Below are 18,314 nucleotides of genomic sequence, written 5' to 3'. Positions count from 1 at the left end.
GATTTGTGATGAAAACACCTCCTTACCTTAAACAAGGTGACACGGTAGCGATTGTATGTACGGCTAGCGCCGTAAAAGGCGGCATAGATGATGGTATTCGTATATTAGAAAGCTGGGGGTTGCGCGTTTTAGTGAGTCCGTCGGTTTCGGCATCGTGGAACACTTTTGCGGGTACTGACGCGTTGCGGCAACAGGATTTGCAGCAAGCTCTGGATGATATGACCGTCAAAGCTGTATTTGCAGCACGTGGCGGCTATGGTACGGTTCGTATTATTGACGCGATTGACTTCTCATCATTCGTCAACAATCCTAAATGGATAATCGGCTTTAGCGATATAACTGTACTGCATAGCCATATTCAGCGGCAAACTAATATAGCATCTATCCATGGGCAAATGCCCAAGAGCTTTGAGAAAGGGACATCTTCTTCCTTGGAGTCGCTGCGCAAAGCGCTATTTGGTGAAGATTGCACCATACGGTATACAACCGCAAGCAACGTGCATCGAGAAGGCCAAGCCGAGGGTGTGCTGATTGGCGGTAATCTTGCCATTTTGCAAAGTATCTTAGGCTCTCCCTCCGACCCCGTTTATGAAGATAAGATTTTGTTTATCGAGGATGTGGGCGAAGCCTTGTATAATACTGATCGTATGCTGCGTACATTGAAAAGAGCAAATAAGCTAGCAAAACTTCGGGGATTGATCGTCGGCGGCTTTACCGCCATTAGAGAAAGTGATCCACCATTTGGGCAGGATATATGTCAGATCGTAATGGAAATTGTAAAGGAATATGCTTATCCTGTAGCCTTTGAATTTCCTGCTGGACATATTGAAGATAACCACGCGCTAGTATTTGGCGCAAATACGATTCTTACGGTAAGCGGTAATACAGTTGAGCTCACCTACAACACATAAAATTCTACCCTACAAACCAGCTTAAAGCTAATACGCCAAACAATCCAATTAAAGACACTAATGTCTCCATCACGGACCAAGACAGGAATGTATCGCGCATGCTTAAGCCAAAGTAGGATTTAAACATCCAAAATCCGGGATCATTGACGTGTGAAAACATGAGACTGCCAGCGCCAGTAGCTAGCACCATAAGCTCAGGGCTGGTACCGGTTGCCTGCATGACAGGCAAAACAATGCCAGCGGCGGTCAATCCAGCTACAGTAGCAGAGCCTATGGCTAAGCGAATAACGGCGGCGATAGACCATGCTAATACTAATGGTGACAAGGCGAGATCTGCTGTGCTTTCGGCAATATAAACCGCCACGCCGCTATCGACCAGCACTTGCTTAAATACACCCGAAGCGCCAATGATAAACAAGATCATGGTAATGCCTCGGATTGCATCTTCAATCGCTTCTGATTGTTGTTTCAAACTTTTACCTTGGCGTATTCCCATCGTATACATGGCCAACATAGCGGCTATCATTAATGCCATCACCGGGTCACCTAAAAAACGCAAAATCGACAAAGGCGCCGACCCTTCAATCAAGAACAAATGGGCAAACGAACCAATAGCAATCAGCACAACTGGAAATAATCCGGTAAACAAACTGATGGCGAAGCTAGGCATCGGCCGACCTTCGGATGATGTGGGCACGGTAAACAACTCTGGAGGTGGGTTGGTTGCAATACCTTTCAATGTGCGCCCGAAAAATGGCCCACTAATAATAATCGCGGGAATAGCGACAATAATACCATAAACCATAGTAAGACCAATATCGGCTTGGTAGGTGATTGCGATAGCTGTAGCGCCAGGATGTGGCGGCAAATAACCGTGCGTAACGGATAGTGCGGCCAACAATGGGATACCAACATAAAGCAACGGAAGCCGGTTGGATGCACACACCATGAATACAAAAGGTACTAATACAATAAAACCAACATTATAAAATAAGGGTATACCTACCAGAAAGCCTGTAAGAACCATTGCCCAAGGCAGGTTGCGCACGCCAAAAACATTGGTCAATACGCGCGTGATGCGTTCGGCGGCACCGCCGTCGGCCATTAGCTTTCCTAAGATAGCACCAAAAGCCAGCAGCAAAGCGAGCTGCCCCATGGTGCTACTCACCCCGGCTTCTACGGATCGTACGATATCGATACTGTCCATCCCCATCGCAAAGCCCACGGCAATGGAGGTGATGAGTAGGGAGATTATCGTATTGAGTTTTACAACTGTTACTAAAAGTAAAAGCAGCAAAACTCCACAAAATACTATGATTAAAGGCATCCGTTTTTTTTATAAAGGTTAAAATTCGTCTTGTAGCTTTTGATACAAGCGCTCGAACTGCTGGAAATTTTTCCTATAAATCTGATGATGTTCTTTGTTTGGCACATAGGAATCGTCTTCATTGTCGGCAACGGCATGATCTGCTGGATTCGTATCTATACCTAGAGCTTCTAAGCCGACTAAGGCCGCGCCCCAAGCCGAACTTTCCACGGTTTCTTTGACAAAAACGGGTTTATTGAATACGTCGGCAAGAATCTGTACCCATACCGGAGAACGTGCTAATCCGCCGCTAGCATAAATAGTATGTATTGGCCCCGTGGTTTCTTCTAAAGCCAACGCTACACTATACAGCGCAAACAACATTCCTTCAATCATGGCTCGCCCAAAATGACCTTTCGTATGCTGCAATTGAATGCCAAAATATACTCCTTTGGCATTTGCATTCCAATGTGGTGCACGCTCACCGGTGAGATAAGGTAGAAAAACCAACCCATCCGAACCTGGATTTACCGCACTGATGACTTCATCAAATAAGCGAGAAGTATTGATATCTTCGGGTAAATGTGTCAATTCTGTCATAAAGGTATCGCGAAACCAATTGCGCAATACACCGCCATTGTTCACCGCGCCACCAACTACAAATTGCTTCGGATTTAGTAAGTATCGAAAGACACGTTGTTGCTGATCTGCAATAGCGCTATTACTGAGTACGCGCACGGCTCCACTTGTACCGACCGTAACGGAGGCAATACCAGGATGTGTGGCACCTACACCAAGATTGGCCAAACAGCCATCGCTAGCTCCAATCACAAATGCTGTTCCGACAGGCACGCCTAGTTTAGTGGCTTGCTCGGAATCTTGCAAATGCAGGGCATAATGTATGGATACCGGTGCCGAAAGTTGGCTGGATTTGATCCCTGCGAGCGATAAAGCTGGTTCATACCAACTTAATTTTTCGATATCGAACAACCCGGTAGTCGATGCGATAGAATGATCTATTATGTACGTGTTGAATAACCGAAAAAATAGGTATTCTTTAATACCGATAAACTTATGGGCGCGTTGAAATGTGTCTTTGGCATGCCCCTTCATCCACATGATTTTGCAGAGCACTGACATGGGGTGTATCGGTGTGCCTGTTTTTATGTAGAGATCCAATCCCTGTGCTGTTTCTTTCAAATCTGCAGCAACGGATTCGCTTCTCTGATCGGCCCAAATAATACTATTGGTAATCGGGTTACCTATCTCATCCATTGCGATAAGCGCATGCATCGCACTACTGACCGAAATTCCTTCTAGCGGTTGACTTGGATGTTCGCGAGCCAGTTGCCGCATCACTTCGGATAAAGAACCAACACAAGCCTCATAGATCTCGTTGGGATCCTGCTCGTAATAGCCCGTTTGCGGAGACAAAATCGGATAGGTGATGCCATGTTGCGCCAGTACTTCACCTTGATGATCAAAAGCCACCGCCTTTGTTGATGAGGTACCAATATCTAAACCAATAATCATATTGTTATAATTGCTCAGGCCATCATTCGCCACGGTTGACGTGCGAATAATGCCTTGTCGAAAAAGCAATATAATGATTTTATCCTACAAACTTTGACGTACCGCTACAGAATCTATGATACTGCGGCGATTAATATTTTGCAGGCGTACCGGTTGCTGGAATACTGTTGGTGATGAAGCTACGAATATCTGCATTACCTTGCTCGAGATCAGGTTTGCGCAAGTACATCATATGCCCACTACGATATCCTTTGAAAGACATCCGATCTTGCAAACGCCCCGAAGGATCCATTTGCCACATGGTATATTTTGCATTAAAATAGTCGCAGGCGCCGTCGTAATAGCCGGATTGTACCATTACATGCAGAAAAGGATTCTGCGCCATCGCTTGTCGCAAACTTTCGCCTGTCCGGTCATTGCTACGATCCCAAGGATGTACAGAGCCAAACATATTGTACTTGACATCGGTGGCGAAGTTGAGTTCATTGCGCATATAGTGATTGATCGCCGGCGTAAAGGCATGCAACCAAGCCGTAAGTTCGGCATTGAAATCCGGACGATCGCCGCCATCTTTGCGATCTATCCCGCGATAGCGGGAATCGAGACGACCGACCGTGTAGCCGCTGTCGCGCAATAATTCTTTCCAAAAAAGATTGGTGCTCACATCGAGGTTATTTTGCAAAATTACTTTCTCTGATAGACCAGAATAGCGCGCCATTTTTGTAGCTGCTGCTTGCCGCTGGTTGGGATTCAGTAAGCCACCTTTTGCCAAGGTCGGTAATAATTCATCCACCGCAAAAGCTTCTACTTCTGGCAAAATCTCTTCCAAATCCCGACTTTGCAGATCGGCTGGTAATTTTTGGTGATACCACGCAGTTGCCGCATAGTATGGTAATCGCAACGCCATATCCACAGGGCCGCCACGCTCAATACCGAGCGTGGTAGGTGATACGAGTACCACGCCGTTCAAATACATCCAATGAGCACTTTGCAACTCCAACGCCAGACCGGAGACGCGGGTCGTGCCGTAGCTTTCGCCGATGAGGTATTTAGGCGAGTTCCAACGATTGCGTCGCGTTACAAAGGTATTGATCCACGATGCTAAATATTTAACGTCAGCGTTCACTCCAAAAAAAGTGTTGGTATTTACCTCCTTATCTAAAATACGCGAATAACCCGTATTGACCGGGTTGATAAAAACGATATCAGCAATATCTAGTATGGAATAAGGATTTTTACCGATGCCATAAGGTTGAACTGGATAGCCTTCATCATCAATATTCAATAGTGCTGGCCCGGTATATGCAATCTCCATCCATACCGACGCAGAACCAGGGCCGCCGTTGAATGAAATTACTAGGGGACGGTTTTCTTTGGCTACGCCGTCGCGCTCGTAATAGGTATAATCGAGTGTTGCTATCGCATCTCCTTTTTCATTCCAAACGGGCTGTGTGCCTTTATGTGCGGTGTATTTAATGGCTTGCCCTAAGATCGTTGTGCTGTGTTTGGTGGTGACAATAGAATCTGCGGGAATGGCTATTTGCCCCAAGGAGGACAATACCGCTAAGAAAGTCAGAAAAAATGTAGTGGATAGCTGTTTTTTCATATGATTGTACTAATTGGAATTGACATTTGACAACCCAATTTACTAAAATCCTATGTGCTTCCTGTTATGTTGTAATTATATTACAAAAACTTTGGCATGCCAGCTATCTTGAAATGGTATTTCCCACTGGCTTGGGAAATCTTCGCCAGAACTTAATAAATTATTGAATACAATCGTATCAGAACTTACTTGACCTGATTGTACGAGCTGTGCAAACTCATTACGAGAAACCAGTTGTACGGCATCATTTGCGTCGCGGTAAGCTACCATCAACCGATCAAACAAACCAATGTTCAACTCTTGTTCCAGCTTCTTTAATAGATGTACCGACTTATCTACCGAGCAACCGGTAGTGCTAGCGACAGATTCGTCAACTTCTAGTACAATAAATAAATGATGAAAAATAGTTGCTTTACCTGCTAATTGATCACCGTGAGCCGTCCAACTCTGTACAAATTGTTGTAAAACAGCCGTGGCTTTAGTTTCTTCAGCTTCTGTAAAGAAGCGATTTGCTTGATAAATCCAAACTTTTTTCATCCTCTGCTATATGTATGATAATACCATCAGCAATCGCATCGCACTAGCATGGCAATGACTATTGCAGTTGAACTAATGGGTATAATATGGCGAAATCATTAGATAAACGATCACACCGGTCACCGCTACGTAAAGCCACATCGGATAGGTAATCCTCGCTAAGCGTTTGTGCCTTTCGTATGCTCCTGCTATCCCACGTACAAAAGTAAACAGTACGAACGGAATGATGATAATAGATAGTAGAATATGACTAATTAGGATAAAAAAGTACACTAAACGGATAAAACCTTCACCACCATATGGTGTGGAAACCGACGTCATATGGTAGGCCACATACATCACCAAGAATAGCGAAGAGCAAAGCATACAGACCTTTATTAAGTTTTCATGAAGCTTAACTTTGCCACTCTTGATCGCAGACACCGCCCAAACAAGTAAAATAGCGGTAAGCCCGTTGATACTGGCGTAGATAGGCGGCAAGAAACTTAACGGTTCTACATCGTAACCAAGCTTTTGTAAATTGACACCAAACAAAACAGCTACCGCAATGGGTATCACAATAGATAAGGTCCAGATAATGCCTTTATATTTTTTTTCTTCCGCGGTCATTGCCATACGTGTTTTTCTAATTTCTTTCCACCCGTCTAGGGTTGTCTCTTATTTCTTCTACCAATTGTAATTTGATTTCATCTTCTAGCCTCTTCAGCTCGGCGTGCTGACTCAATGGATAGAATCCTCGAATACGATGTTTGCCGTCAATGAGAATGATCTGATCATCGATCATAAACTTAGTAGAATCTTGCATATCTCTACTGGCATTGAGTAACATTTGCTCACGCGCATAGGTCAGCATATCGGTAGAAGGATTTGCAACAATATGCCATTTACGACGGTCAAGATCGCCAAAACGACTGGCCATTTTCGCTAAGTCGGTAACCTGATCATGCGGATCTACGGAGATGGAATACAAATGTACACTGGCTTTGCTAGCAAATTTTGTAGCCAACCGATCCATATAATCTAAGGCAATTCCCGAAAAGGCCGAATCGGCGCTATACATCAAATGCGCCACGCTGATAATAGAATCGCTTCCCATCCACGATACCGTACGCCCTGACCAATCGGTCAATTGCAGTGGCTTCAATTGATGGTAAATGGTATCTGGCCTCTCTCGGCCCATGACGCGACGCATTTCGCCAGAAAGCGATTTCTCCCCATAAATCGGCAATTTAACGTATTCATGCCGACCTAGATTCTCCATCAATAAATACAAAAATCCTGGCACAAAGAGTACAATGGCCAGGATTATAATTTTTGAAAACTTCATTGGACGAATGACTGGATTCATCTATGTATATCGTTCTATTAATTGTTCGGAAACACCGGATGCGATTGCAACGCCCCAGATAAGAAGCTACCTTCTACAAGCATCAGCACAATAAAATAGGCGATGAAGATAAAAACAATAGTGCTGCACACAATGAAACTCGATTTCTCAAACTTCAAGTGCATAAAGAAAGCCACGATATAGTATGCTTTCACTAAAGTTAGCATGATGTAGATGATATTAACAAACATGCCCTTTTGCAAAATCTGCCAGTGGTGCACAAAACCTAGTGCGATTAAAAACTCAAGTGCCGTTAATGCTAGCAAGACAAAGAATACGGACCAGATTTGCTTAGCTCCCATGCCTTCATGGTGCTCGTCGTGCGCTGCTGCTGTATGATCGTGATTTGACATCGTATATGTTGTATTACAAAGTAATTATTAAATAAATCAGATAAGGTAGAAGAAGGTAAATACAAATACCCATACCAAATCTACAAAGTGCCAGTATAAACCAACTTTTTCTACCATCAGATAAGTACCACGACGCTCGAACGTGTTGTTCAACGTCATACAAAGGATAATGATATTAAGCAAGATACCTATTGATACGTGGAAACCGTGGAAACCAGTAATAGTAAAGAATAGGTTAGAAAACTGCAAAGCTGCTGTGTACGAGATCTCGCCTGTAAAATAAGGTTTCAAGGCTTCTACAATAGCAGTTTCACCTTCTAAACCAGTAGCAGGATTGCGACCGAACCAGAAACCGGAATGATGCAAGTGCGTCCATTCGATCGCTTGACAACCTACGAACATTAAACCACCCAAAATAGTCCATAACATCCACTTAATTACGGCATTACGATCATTACGATGACCAGCATCTACCGCTAGCACCATGGTGACTGATGACATAATCAAAATAAACGTCATAATACCCACGAAAACCAATGGTTGACCGCTCTCGGCGATACCTGGGATAGATTGAAACACTTTATCAGGGTCAACCCAAGTTGCATTAGCAAACTTCTGAGCTCCATAATAGATTAAGAACGCAGAAAAAGTGAACGCATCAGATACTAAGAAAAACCACATCATGATCTTTCCGTACTCCAAATTCCACGGTGATTTACCACCACTCCAAGGTCCGTCTTTAACCTTATCCAATTGCGATACAGTCGTTGTACTCATTGTTTAGTTTTATTGATTCAAAAGTAAGAAAACATAAATATAAATCCACAATAGATCCAGAAAATGCCAAAAAATAGTGGCTATTTCCATTCTAAATTGATTTTTATCTGTCGATATACGTCTTACAGCACCGATATAACAGCGAAGCAAAACGATCAATCCGGCAATAATGTGCATTAAGTGCAACCACGTAAACACATATATAAATGATTGCGAAGCGTTAGGATTTTGGAAATAAATCCCCCGATCAATTAATGTTGACCATGCATTGATTTGCGATACAAAGAAGACAATTCCTAAGGCTATCGTAATCAGCAACATCAATTTCTGACGACCTAATTGTCCAGCTTTTGCCGCTGTGTAAGCCACATGCATCGCAACACTACTCAACACGATTGCTACGGTACTATAAATAAACGCGTAAGGCAATATCGTTTTAATCCCTTTATCGATACCACTAGCGGTGTACACAATGAAACCGCTTGACAGCGCGGCAAACATCATGAACATACCAATCATGCCTAGCCAAAGGTTGAATTTTTTGGCTTTGCGCGATTGTACTAATTGCTCATTGCTATCTATCATCTTATCCATTCCTCGTTAAAAGGGTATAAAATCTACTAATAATGCGATCTGTAAGATCGGTAAATAAGCGAAAGACGTAAACATGATCTTACGCGCGGTACTATCTTGTGGTGATTGTATATGTTGGTATCCGTACCAAGTAAACAACAATCCGCCCAGTAAAGCGACGATTGTAAATATCCAACCACCAAAACCGTAATACATCGGCAGAAATCCTACCGGGATCATTACAATACACGATAAAAAAAGCATCCATGCGGAAACCTTATCTTTCTTCGTGGTAGGCAACAACCGAAAGCCTGCCTTTTTATAGTCCTCATCTGTAACCCAAGCAATCGCCCAAAAATGTGGAAATTGCCATGCAAACTGTATGACGAAAAGAACTATCGGCGTAATAATAACAGCTGCCTCACTCACGGAACTGTACGCTAATCCAAAACCTGCCGCTTCAAACGCTGCATAATAACCAATCAATGGTGGCAATGCACCTGGAAATGCACCTACAAACACTGCAATTGGCGATTTTTGCTTCAGCGGAGTATACACGAAGGCGTATAGAAAGATCGAAAATACAGACAATAAACCTGCAATAAAATTCAACTCCACTAACACCAAGGTACCGGTAATACCCATGAATACGCTTAATACCAACGCTTGTCCATTGGTCATTCTGCCTGAAGGCAACGGACGATCTTTCGTACGCTCCATCAACTTATCCAAATCCTTCTCAATGATTTCATTGAAGCCATTTGCTGCTCCCGTGACCAAAAAGCCACCCAAAGTTAGCAAAAGCCAATTCGTCCAGATGATATTATCCTGCTGCACAGCACCAATCAAAAACGAAATAGAGGCCGAAAACACTACGGTTAACGTTAACCTCAACTTGACCAGCTTATTAAAATCCGAAATAAACGTCCCCATGGATCATCATCAAATTAATTCGCCGCAAAAATACCTTAATGCATGTAATACGCACGTCATACTTTTGCCTTTGTCGTCAACAACATTAAGTAATACTGCGCGCCAAAAAATAGGCTCGCAACGACCAAATGCGTTGTCTGCATATACGGTGGCAAAGCGTAGCGGGCTAAAATAATACCCGAACTCATTTGTATCACCGCCAATATTATAATTATCAAAGCAAACTTGCTTTGAATACTGTTATTACTAAATCTACTTTTGACAATCCAACAAACTGCCAAAGTCAACACAAATGTTATGTAACCTAGAATTCGGTGATGGTCATAAGCAGTACCAATTGCCTCGATCCATCCACTTCGTGGAATAGCTTGTCCGCGTAATACATCTACCAACTCTCTTACCTCCGTACCCAATACTATCTGTATGAATAAAATTAATAAGGAAGCACCCGCCATCCATTTGATAGCGAGAGAAGAGCGATTCACTAACAATCGCCTATTACGCTTGGTAGTAGCAAGGTAAAATGTATAAATGGCAATCGCCAATATCACCAGCGCCAATACCATGTGAATGGTAATAATCCAAGGCATCAAATTAGTAGAAACTACAATTGAACCTAACCAAGCCTGAATAATAACAACAAAAAGATTAAGAACGCTCCATATCGTAATGACTGGATTAGTTTTTCGGTAATTCAACGATAAGTAAGCCGTGGCCAACAAACAAAAACCGACAATGACACCAACTAAACGATTGATGTACTCCGTCCAAGTTTTAGCTGCATTGAAATCCTCATGTACCAAAATGGATGGATCTGTACGAATCTGCTCAGCTTCTTGTTGGAAGCCAAAGCGTTGCACCATATTTGCAAAACGTTCATTCTTTTTTTGCCTTCCCTCAATATATTGCTGTTCGTAGCCCTCGGGCAATTGCGATATATCGGTAGGAGGAATAATACGATTAAAACATTTTGGCCAATCTGGACATCCCATCCCCGACCCCGTACTTCTCACGATACCACCTGCCGCAATAACTAAAAACAAAAAGATTATTGTAACCCTGTTGGCAATAATAAATCGTTTTTCAGTGGCAGGATACATCCCTAAGTAGTCGTGGTATGATGATAATAAAGATATTTAGCCTGGAAAGTTGGAAACTGACCAGGCTAAATATGCTCTAGTGTATTATTGTTTCTTCTCGGTCATTTTCTTTATTCCAGGCTTTTTGGATGCGGATCGCTTCCTCGTCGCCCTCAAAGTCATGCAGCTGGTTAGAGCTCATTGTCTGAGAGTATGGAATATGCTGAGGAATAAAGTCCTCATCATGACCAGGTTTCGAATAATCATATGGCCAACGGTGTACTTCAGGAATTTCACCTGGCCAGTTACCGTGGAAATGCTCTACCGGAGTAGTCCACTCCAATGTATTAGAATTCCATGGATTTTGAGGAGCACGCTTGCCCAACCAGATTGAGGCAAAGAAATTCCACAAGAAAGCTACCTGTGCTAATGCTGAGATGATCGCTGCCCAAGTCACTAAGATATTTACAGACACCCACTTTTCCATGAAAGGAAAATCAGTGAATGAATAATAACGACGTGGTACACCATCTACACCCATAAAGTGCATCGGGAAAAACACGAGATAAGCACCAATAAAAGTCATCCAGAAATGTAGATAACCCAGACGCTCATCCATCATTCTTCCAAACATTTTAGGATACCAATGGTACACACCGCAAAGCATTCCGAAGATCGAAGCAGAACCCATTACCAAGTGGAAGTGAGCTACTACGAAATAGGTATCATGCAGATTGATATCCAGTGCGGCGTTACCTAAGAAAATACCCGTAACACCACCAGATACGAAGAATGAAACCATACCAATGGCGAACATCATCGCTGGAGTGAATCGAATATTACCACGCCATAAAGTAGCGATGTAGTTAAAAGCCTTTACAGCAGAAGGTACCGCAATGATCAACGTGGTGATCATAAACACACCTCCTAAGAAAGGACTCATACCTGTTACAAACATGTGGTGACCCCAAACAATGAAAGAAAGTACCGTAATACCCACTAATGAATATACCATCGCATGGTAACCAAAGATTGGTTTACGCGCATTGGTTGAGATAACTTCCGATGTCAAACCTAAAGCTGGCATTACTACGATATATACCTCTGGGTGACCTAAGAACCAGAATAAGTGTTGGAACAAGATTGGAGAACCACCTTCATTTGGCAAAATCTGACCACCAACTACTAAATCGGATAAGTAGAAAGATGTACCTGCCGATCTATCAAAGATCAATAAGACAACGGCAGAAACCAAAACTGGGAAGGATAGTAAACCAACGATCGCTGTTAAGAAGAACGCCCAAATAGTCAAAGGCATTTTCCAAAGATCCATACCTTTTGTACGCATGTTCAAGATTGTACTTACGTAGTTAGTACCACCCAATACTTGCGACGCAATAAAAAGCACCATACTTGCTAACCACAACGTCATACCCAAACCTGAACCTGCAATAGCAGTTGGTACGGCCGACAATGGTGGATAGATCGTCCAACCAGCAGAAGCTGGGCCAGACTCAATAAAGAACGATGCGATCATGATGATACAGGCTACAAAAAAGAACCAGTAAGAAAGCATGTTCATCAACGGAGACGCCATATCACGTGCTCCAATTTGATAAGGAATCAATAAGTTACTAAACGTACCTGATAAGCCGGCTGTCAATACAAAGAACACCATCATCGTACCATGAATAGTAACCAATGATAAGAAGAACTCTGGTTTAATACGACCACCCTCAGCCCATTTTCCTAGGAAAACTTCTAAGATTGGAAATTCAGCATCAGGCCACGCAATTTGAATACGAAACAAGATTGATAAGATCATAGCAAAAACGGCCATGATAATACCTGTGATCAAGAATTGCTTCGCGATCATCTTATGATCCTGGCTAAATACGTATTTAGTCCAGAACGTCTCATGATGGTGGTGATGATCGTGCGAATCGTGATCTGCTGCGCCGTGCGATATAACTGTAGTTGACATATCTAAAATTAAAACTCTTTTAAAAAATTAATTCAATGAAGCTGTTTTCAACACTTCTTCACCTTTCTCTGCCTGAGCATACTCCTGTTGAAGTGATTCGGTGAAGAACTTCGGTTGTTTAGCAAGCCATTCTTTGTATTCCGCCTCAGTTACCACTACGACTTTCTTCTGCATATTGAAGTGGCTGGATCCACAGATCTTCGCGCACAGCATCACAAAATCATACGATTGATCATTCAGCTTGTCACGCATATCACGTGTGGTCGTTGTAGGCGTAAACTGGAAGTAATTCGTCATACCTGGTACGGCATTGATCTGCACTCTGAAATCTGGCATATAGAAAGAGTGAATAATATCTTTCGAAATTATATGGAAACGTACTGGTTGATTTACTGGCAATACAATATCAGCTCCCTGAATATCATCCCACGCATTTTTGTCCGTAAAATCGATACCGTAAGGATTGGTAGGCGATGTCAATTTGTAATTACGCTTTCCAATAGCACCATCGGCACCTGGATAACGAACTGTCCACATAAATTGCTCACCCATCACCTCTACTTGAAGTGCAGAATCTTGTAATTCTTGTGGCACATTGGTAATCTTTCTCCAAGTAAAGAAACCGAACAATACCAATACCGTAAGGACAATAGCAGGTACGATGGTCCACAAACGCTCGATCGAGTCATTATGTGGGTAGAAATATGCCTTGCGGTTTAGGCGCATACGGTATAAGTATGCAAATACCAATAGTAATATGTGTACGACAATCATCACAAATGTGGTAATGATTAACGTGATGATAAACATCTGATCGATGTCTTTACCATGTTCTGTCACTGCTGCTCTCCAAGACCACACTCCCCATACTGCGTAGGAATAATAGGTACCCACCAAGAACAAAATCAGAAACACTAAAAGTAATGCTGCTTGAAGATTATTGTTGGCTAGTGGATTGTACTTACCACTTATGCGACGCGATAGTGTATAGATATGTTGAATCTTGCCAATCACTGCTACTATGATGCAAATCAATAAGAAATACATCAAATAATAGGTGATGTCTTTATACACCTGCGAATCAATTTGCTTATCTGCTTCAACAGATGATGTTGTTGCATTGGTAGTAGCTTGCTCATCTGGTGATACGACCGCCGAAGTAGTTGTATCTCCAGAAGCATCGTCGGTAGCTACCGTAACACTATCCACCTGCGCTTCATCACCCGGTGTAGCCGCTTCATCCACTTGGACATTGCTCACCACCGAATCTTGTACAGAAGCAGATACTGGCAAAGCCACCATTAAATTCAACAGGAGCAAACAGCCTATTATCGTCTTGAACTTGTTATATTTTGTAAACTTCATTTTCTATAAAAACGTTTATACGTAATGCGCTACTTAACCTTAAATCTGATGATGTAAACTTTCGTCCAAAAATGGATGATGCTTCGGCGCCAATGCATGCTTGCTCAATTTGCTAAGCACGAGGAAGGTAAACAGACCTGTAAAACCAATTGCTGTACCGATCTCAATAATACCGAAACCACGGTGCGACTCTACTGTACCCGGCATGATCATGATATAATAATCCAACCAGTGACCCAATAGAAGCAAGATAGCCACACACATCATAAATGTTTCTTTACGTTTCGCATCGCGATCAACTAATAATAGCAACGGCGCTACGAAATTAATAACAATACTTAACCAAAACCATGGTTTATATTCCGGTTCCCATCTTTTGTAGAAATATACGGTTTCTTCCGGAATGTTTGAATACCAAATCAGCATGAACTGTGCAAACCATACATAGGTCCAGAAAATCGAGAAACCGAACATCAATTTACCTAAATCATGTAAATGGTTTTCATTCACCCATGACATATATCCCGCTTTTTTCAACAAGATTAGGATCAACGTAATGGCAGAAATACCGCTTACCCACATAGCTGCGAAATTGTACCAACCAAACATGGTCGAAAACCAATGTGCCTCTAGCGACATAATCGTATCAAATGACCAGATTGGAGTAGTAAATCCAAAGATTACTAAAAATAAGGCAGATAATTTAAAGCTCTTTTTATAGCCATTCAAACCACCACTCAAATCTTCATTGTAAGACAATTTAGCTAAGATAAAAGCGAAAATGCTGTATGAACCCATGAATAGTACCTGACGAATCAAGAATCCAGGAACATTCAAAAATGCTGCTTTACCTGCTACTAAGGCGTCATAATTAGGACTTGTTGGATCTGTAAGACCATCTGCATGCCAGTGGTGATATAGATTGTGTGTGTATAATCCTAGACCAACGATAATCAATAATATGATTGATGCAATTGGTAATACACTCGCCATTGCCTGAGGTATGCGTAGTAAACCTGCTGACCAGCCTGATTGAGTGACTAATTGTAGTGCCACAAAGAATGCACCAGCGGCACATACACAAGTGAAATAATAGCCCATCAATAATAAATTGGCGTAAGTACGCTCATGGATGATGTGATCATGCGACAACAAACCCCATGCAATACTTGCTATACCAATTACAACAGCGACAATGCTCAAAATTTTGGCTACGCCACCAAATTGAAACTGCTCGCTAAAATTATAATCGTGATGATGATTGTGAGTTCCCATTTATTAACTTGATGTTTAATTATTTCTTTTGTAATTCTTGCACATACATAACAACTTTCCACCGGTCTTCTGGTGAGATCTGTGATGCGTGCGGCCCCATAGAGTTCCATCCGTATGTGATGGTGTGAAAGATCTTACCCGCAGTCAATTCAGACATTTGACCACCACGTGAGGATGGCATTCCGGCAGATTTTTGATACGATGGAGGTTCTGGAAAGTTTTCTAAAGTACGTTTACCTCTAGAATCCTCTACCGATCTGTCCTTCGTGATCGTACCATCACCATTTCCTTCTGTACCATGACATACTGCACAGTAAGTGACATACAAAGCATGTCCTTCTTTCAGATTTTGTTCGGTGACAGTTAATGGGTTGGTAGTAATCTCAGCACCCGCTAATTGATATCCTTCTACGCTATTTTCATAATCAAAGCGCGTAAAACCAACTGGTGTAGTACCAGTAGGAGGAGTTTGTGCAGTGATGCCGTTTTTAAAGTTTTTATTCGGCTGATCCGGATTGAAAGCAATCGGATCATACATATTACGAGAAAATTCCCAACCTGTACTACGAGTAGTACCGTCTCCGCAAGCAGAAACTACAGCAGCTAATGCAACCGCCGCACATACAGTTCCAAGAAAGTTCTTCTTATTCATAGCTAACATATTTCCTTTCATTGTATTTAACCTCTACTGCGCCGGCATCTTTCAACAAACCGTCAATCAGGGAGTGATCTGTGTTTTCTTTTGCATCAATAGCAATAATGAATCTATCATCAGATGCCCGTAGGTCCATCACACGTGGTGCACGACCTGGAAACAGATGATTGCGATAGAAAAATGTAGCTACCATACCCAATGCACATAATAAAATCGTTACCTCAAAAGTAACTGGCACAAAGTTCGGCAAAGGTAGCGATGGCTTTCCCCCTACGTTCATCGGCCAATCGTATGCTGTTGTATAAAACAACAAACTAAAACCTAGGATTGTACCCGTAGCACCAGCAATAAAAGCGGCAATTGGTAAGCGAGAAGGCTTTACACCTAACTTCGCTTCAATACCGTGTATTGGCATCGGTGTATAGCAATCGTAAATGCTGATATTGTTCTCTTGTAGTTTTTCGATCCCGTGCATCATCTCGTCAGGATCCGCAAAACTACCTAGTATATATTTTGTGTTGCTCATTGCTATTATTTTTTACGTAAAGCATTAATATCCTCTTCCGAAACGGAATCATACTTTGTCAACGAATCTCTAAAGTACTGTACTTGTTCTTCTGGGAATGCACCCTCTTGAACCAATTTCGTTTTTTGCTGTAGTGAAGCACTCTTCAATAGTAATTTTACCTCTGCCATGGCAATACTTGGTAAGAAACGGATGAATAATAGGAATAACGTGAAGAATAGTCCGATTGATCCGATGAAGATACCTACATCAACCCACGTTGGGTAGAACATTGCCCAAGACGATGGCAGGTAATCGCGGTGTAGCGAAGTCACGATAATTACGAAACGCTCGAACCACATACCGATGTTTACTACGATAGATAGCACCCATGAGATCGGAATACTGGTACGAATTTTCTTGAACCAGAATAACTGTGGAGAAATTACATTACAGGTCATCATCGCCCAGTAAGCCCAAGCATACGGACCAGCAACACGATTGGCAAATGCATACATCTCGTATTCAGAACCAGAGTACCATGCAATGAATAACTCAGTCAAGTAAGCGATACCTACGATAGATCCCGTTACCATGATGATCTTGTTCATAGACTCGATGTGGAACATCGTGATATAGTTCTCAAAGTTCATCACTTTGCGAAGAATCAACAATAACGTTTGTACCATCGCAAAACCAGAGAAGATCGCTCCTGCTACGAAGTACGGAGGGAAGATCGTGGTGTGCCATCCAGGGATTACCGATGTAGCAAAGTCCATGGATACAATCGTGTGTACCGAAAGTACCAATGGGGTCGAAATACCGGCTAATACTAGAGAAACGATCTCAAAGCGCTGCCAAGTTTTAACAGAACCATTCCAACCAAATGATAAGGTAGAATAGATTTTCTTTTTCAAGCCAGTAGCGCGGTCACGTACCGAAGAGATATCCGGTAATAAACCTACGTACCAGAATACTAATGATACCGTAAAGTAAGTAGAGATTGCAAAGGCATCCCATACTAATGGTGAGTTGAAGTTTACCCAAAGCGAACCATATTGATTCGGAAGTGGGAAAATCCAGTATGCTAACCAAGGACGACCCATGTGAGCCACAACGTAAGTAGCGGCACAAATTACAGCGAAGATCGTCATCGCTTCTGCCGAACGGTTAATGGAGTTACGCCAGTTTTGGCGGAAAAGTAAGAGTACAGCAGATATCAGTGTACCGGCGTGACCGATACCAACCCACCATACAAAGTCGGTAATATCCCAAGCCCATCCTACGGTCTTATTCAAACCCCAAGCACCAATACCAGTCCAAAATGTGTAACCGACACTGATAACCCAAAGCATGGCTCCGCAGACAGCCACGATAAATCCTATCCACCAAGCTTTGTTAGGCTTGTTTTCAACCGGAAGCAATACATCGTCCGTCACTTGGGCGTACGTGATCTTTTTCCCGGTTACTAATGGTTCTCTTAATATTGATTCGTTATGCGATGACATAGTTGTTTATTTCAAAAAATTGAACAA

Annotated in this window: 18 protein-coding genes; 1 reads left to right on the top strand and 17 read right to left on the bottom strand. The window is 42.4% G+C overall.

The genetic code is table 11. The annotated features are described in order from the left end of the window. Window positions 1-8 precede the first annotated feature (8 nt). Entirely contained in the window at window positions 9-911 is a 903-nt protein-coding gene (locus A0125_RS08600; RefSeq protein WP_066754639.1) for a S66 peptidase family protein, read from the top strand. A 4-nt stretch (window positions 912-915) separates the two neighbouring features. Here the strand turns inward: A0125_RS08600 and A0125_RS08595 are convergent, their stop codons facing one another. The 17 genes from A0125_RS08595 to nrfD all read right to left on the bottom strand — a co-directional run bounded on the left by A0125_RS08595 (window position 916) and on the right by nrfD (window position 18,287). Continuing rightward, window positions 916-2,238: a gluconate:H+ symporter gene (locus tag A0125_RS08595; protein WP_066754637.1), complete on the bottom strand. Its 1,323-nt coding sequence runs from the start codon at window positions 2,236-2,238 to the stop codon at window positions 916-918. An 18-nt stretch (window positions 2,239-2,256) separates the two neighbouring features. Further along, entirely contained in the window at window positions 2,257-3,819 is a 1,563-nt protein-coding gene (locus tag A0125_RS08590; protein ID WP_231863185.1) for a gluconokinase, read from the bottom strand. A 61-nt stretch (window positions 3,820-3,880) separates the two neighbouring features. After that, window positions 3,881-5,356: a S10 family peptidase gene (locus tag A0125_RS08585; RefSeq protein ID WP_066754636.1), complete on the bottom strand. Its 1,476-nt coding sequence runs from the start codon at window positions 5,354-5,356 to the stop codon at window positions 3,881-3,883. A 75-nt stretch (window positions 5,357-5,431) separates the two neighbouring features. Next, entirely contained in the window at window positions 5,432-5,893 is a 462-nt protein-coding gene (locus tag A0125_RS08580) for an ABC transporter ATPase (RefSeq protein WP_066754634.1), read from the bottom strand. Between the two features lie 72 nt (window positions 5,894-5,965). Continuing rightward, window positions 5,966-6,508, bottom strand: a complete 543-nt coding sequence (locus A0125_RS08575) for a DUF420 domain-containing protein (RefSeq protein ID WP_066754632.1) — start codon at window positions 6,506-6,508, stop codon at window positions 5,966-5,968. A 10-nt stretch (window positions 6,509-6,518) separates the two neighbouring features. Next, on the bottom strand, window positions 6,519-7,241 hold the full coding sequence (locus A0125_RS08570; protein ID WP_156472490.1) for a thioredoxin domain-containing protein: 723 nt from the start codon (window positions 7,239-7,241) through the stop codon (window positions 6,519-6,521). Between the two features lie 17 nt (window positions 7,242-7,258). Next, window positions 7,259-7,633, bottom strand: coding sequence for a cytochrome C oxidase subunit IV family protein (locus A0125_RS08565; RefSeq protein WP_066754628.1), 375 nt, complete (start codon window positions 7,631-7,633; stop codon window positions 7,259-7,261). A gap of 36 nt (window positions 7,634-7,669) precedes the next feature. Beyond that, window positions 7,670-8,410, bottom strand: coding sequence for a cytochrome c oxidase subunit 3 (locus tag A0125_RS08560; protein ID WP_066754626.1), 741 nt, complete (start codon window positions 8,408-8,410; stop codon window positions 7,670-7,672). A 9-nt stretch (window positions 8,411-8,419) separates the two neighbouring features. Then, a complete protein-coding gene (locus tag A0125_RS08555; protein WP_066754623.1) occupies window positions 8,420-9,004 on the bottom strand; it encodes a cytochrome c oxidase subunit 3 in 585 nt (194 codons plus the stop codon). 6 nt (window positions 9,005-9,010) lie between these two features. Then, window positions 9,011-9,916 carry a heme o synthase gene (gene cyoE / locus A0125_RS08550; protein WP_066754621.1) on the bottom strand — a complete coding sequence of 302 codons (906 nt, stop codon included), beginning with the start codon at window positions 9,914-9,916 and terminating at the stop codon, window positions 9,011-9,013. A 56-nt stretch (window positions 9,917-9,972) separates the two neighbouring features. Continuing rightward, complete coding sequence (locus tag A0125_RS08545) at window positions 9,973-11,016, bottom strand: COX15/CtaA family protein (protein WP_066754619.1); 1,044 nt, start codon at window positions 11,014-11,016, stop codon at window positions 9,973-9,975. A 76-nt stretch (window positions 11,017-11,092) separates the two neighbouring features. Beyond that, a complete protein-coding gene (locus A0125_RS08540) occupies window positions 11,093-12,979 on the bottom strand; it encodes a cytochrome c oxidase subunit I (RefSeq protein WP_082784974.1) in 1,887 nt (628 codons plus the stop codon). A 27-nt stretch (window positions 12,980-13,006) separates the two neighbouring features. Beyond that, a complete protein-coding gene (locus tag A0125_RS08535; protein WP_231863183.1) occupies window positions 13,007-14,344 on the bottom strand; it encodes a cytochrome c oxidase subunit II in 1,338 nt (445 codons plus the stop codon). A gap of 39 nt (window positions 14,345-14,383) precedes the next feature. Further along, window positions 14,384-15,619: a quinol:cytochrome C oxidoreductase gene (locus A0125_RS08530; protein WP_066754617.1), complete on the bottom strand. Its 1,236-nt coding sequence runs from the start codon at window positions 15,617-15,619 to the stop codon at window positions 14,384-14,386. A gap of 19 nt (window positions 15,620-15,638) precedes the next feature. Continuing rightward, window positions 15,639-16,271, bottom strand: coding sequence for a c-type cytochrome (locus tag A0125_RS08525; protein WP_317038810.1), 633 nt, complete (start codon window positions 16,269-16,271; stop codon window positions 15,639-15,641). Continuing rightward, window positions 16,264-16,800: a DUF3341 domain-containing protein gene (locus A0125_RS08520; protein ID WP_066754613.1), complete on the bottom strand. Its 537-nt coding sequence runs from the start codon at window positions 16,798-16,800 to the stop codon at window positions 16,264-16,266. The genes A0125_RS08525 and A0125_RS08520 overlap by 8 nt, the downstream gene beginning before the upstream one ends. Window positions 16,801-16,805: 5 nt before the next feature. Continuing rightward, a complete protein-coding gene (gene nrfD, locus A0125_RS08515; RefSeq protein WP_066754611.1) occupies window positions 16,806-18,287 on the bottom strand; it encodes an NrfD/PsrC family molybdoenzyme membrane anchor subunit in 1,482 nt (493 codons plus the stop codon). Between the last annotated feature and the right edge of the window lie 27 nt (window positions 18,288-18,314).

Origin of the sequence: Sphingobacterium populi, from assembly GCF_001586775.1 — a bacterium.
Taxonomy (GTDB): Bacteria; Bacteroidota; Bacteroidia; order Sphingobacteriales; family Sphingobacteriaceae; genus Sphingobacterium; species Sphingobacterium populi.
The sequence above is the reverse complement of the archived record's forward strand: the minus strand, read 5'-3'. Positions and strand labels throughout refer to the sequence as shown.

Excerpts from the sequence above, each read along its gene's own strand:
- A0125_RS08585 (WP_066754636.1), bottom strand. The coding sequence starts at position 5,356 with ATGAAAAAACAGCTATCCACTACATTTTTTCTGACTTTCTTAGCGGTA.
- A0125_RS08570 (WP_156472490.1), bottom strand. The coding sequence starts at position 7,241 with ATGAATCCAGTCATTCGTCCAATGAAGTTTTCAAAAATTATAATCCTG.
- A0125_RS08580 (WP_066754634.1), bottom strand. The coding sequence starts at position 5,893 with ATGAAAAAAGTTTGGATTTATCAAGCAAATCGCTTCTTTACAGAAGCT.
- nrfD (WP_066754611.1), bottom strand. The coding sequence starts at position 18,287 with ATGTCATCGCATAACGAATCAATATTAAGAGAACCATTAGTAACCGGG.
- A0125_RS08545 (WP_066754619.1), bottom strand. The coding sequence starts at position 11,016 with ATGTATCCTGCCACTGAAAAACGATTTATTATTGCCAACAGGGTTACA.
- cyoE (WP_066754621.1), bottom strand. The coding sequence starts at position 9,916 with ATGGGGACGTTTATTTCGGATTTTAATAAGCTGGTCAAGTTGAGGTTA.
- A0125_RS08555 (WP_066754623.1), bottom strand. The coding sequence starts at position 9,004 with ATGGATAAGATGATAGATAGCAATGAGCAATTAGTACAATCGCGCAAA.
- A0125_RS08575 (WP_066754632.1), bottom strand. The coding sequence starts at position 6,508 with ATGGCAATGACCGCGGAAGAAAAAAAATATAAAGGCATTATCTGGACC.
- A0125_RS08560 (WP_066754626.1), bottom strand. The coding sequence starts at position 8,410 with ATGAGTACAACGACTGTATCGCAATTGGATAAGGTTAAAGACGGACCT.
- A0125_RS08535 (WP_231863183.1), bottom strand. The coding sequence starts at position 14,344 with ATGAAGTTTACAAAATATAACAAGTTCAAGACGATAATAGGCTGTTTG.
- A0125_RS08520 (WP_066754613.1), bottom strand. The coding sequence starts at position 16,800 with ATGAGCAACACAAAATATATACTAGGTAGTTTTGCGGATCCTGACGAG.
- A0125_RS08600 (WP_066754639.1), top strand. The coding sequence starts at position 9 with ATGAAAACACCTCCTTACCTTAAACAAGGTGACACGGTAGCGATTGTA.
- A0125_RS08565 (WP_066754628.1), bottom strand. The coding sequence starts at position 7,633 with ATGTCAAATCACGATCATACAGCAGCAGCGCACGACGAGCACCATGAA.
- A0125_RS08540 (WP_082784974.1), bottom strand. The coding sequence starts at position 12,979 with ATGTCAACTACAGTTATATCGCACGGCGCAGCAGATCACGATTCGCAC.
- A0125_RS08595 (WP_066754637.1), bottom strand. The coding sequence starts at position 2,238 with ATGCCTTTAATCATAGTATTTTGTGGAGTTTTGCTGCTTTTACTTTTA.
- A0125_RS08530 (WP_066754617.1), bottom strand. The coding sequence starts at position 15,619 with ATGGGAACTCACAATCATCATCACGATTATAATTTTAGCGAGCAGTTT.
- A0125_RS08525 (WP_317038810.1), bottom strand. The coding sequence starts at position 16,271 with ATGAATAAGAAGAACTTTCTTGGAACTGTATGTGCGGCGGTTGCATTA.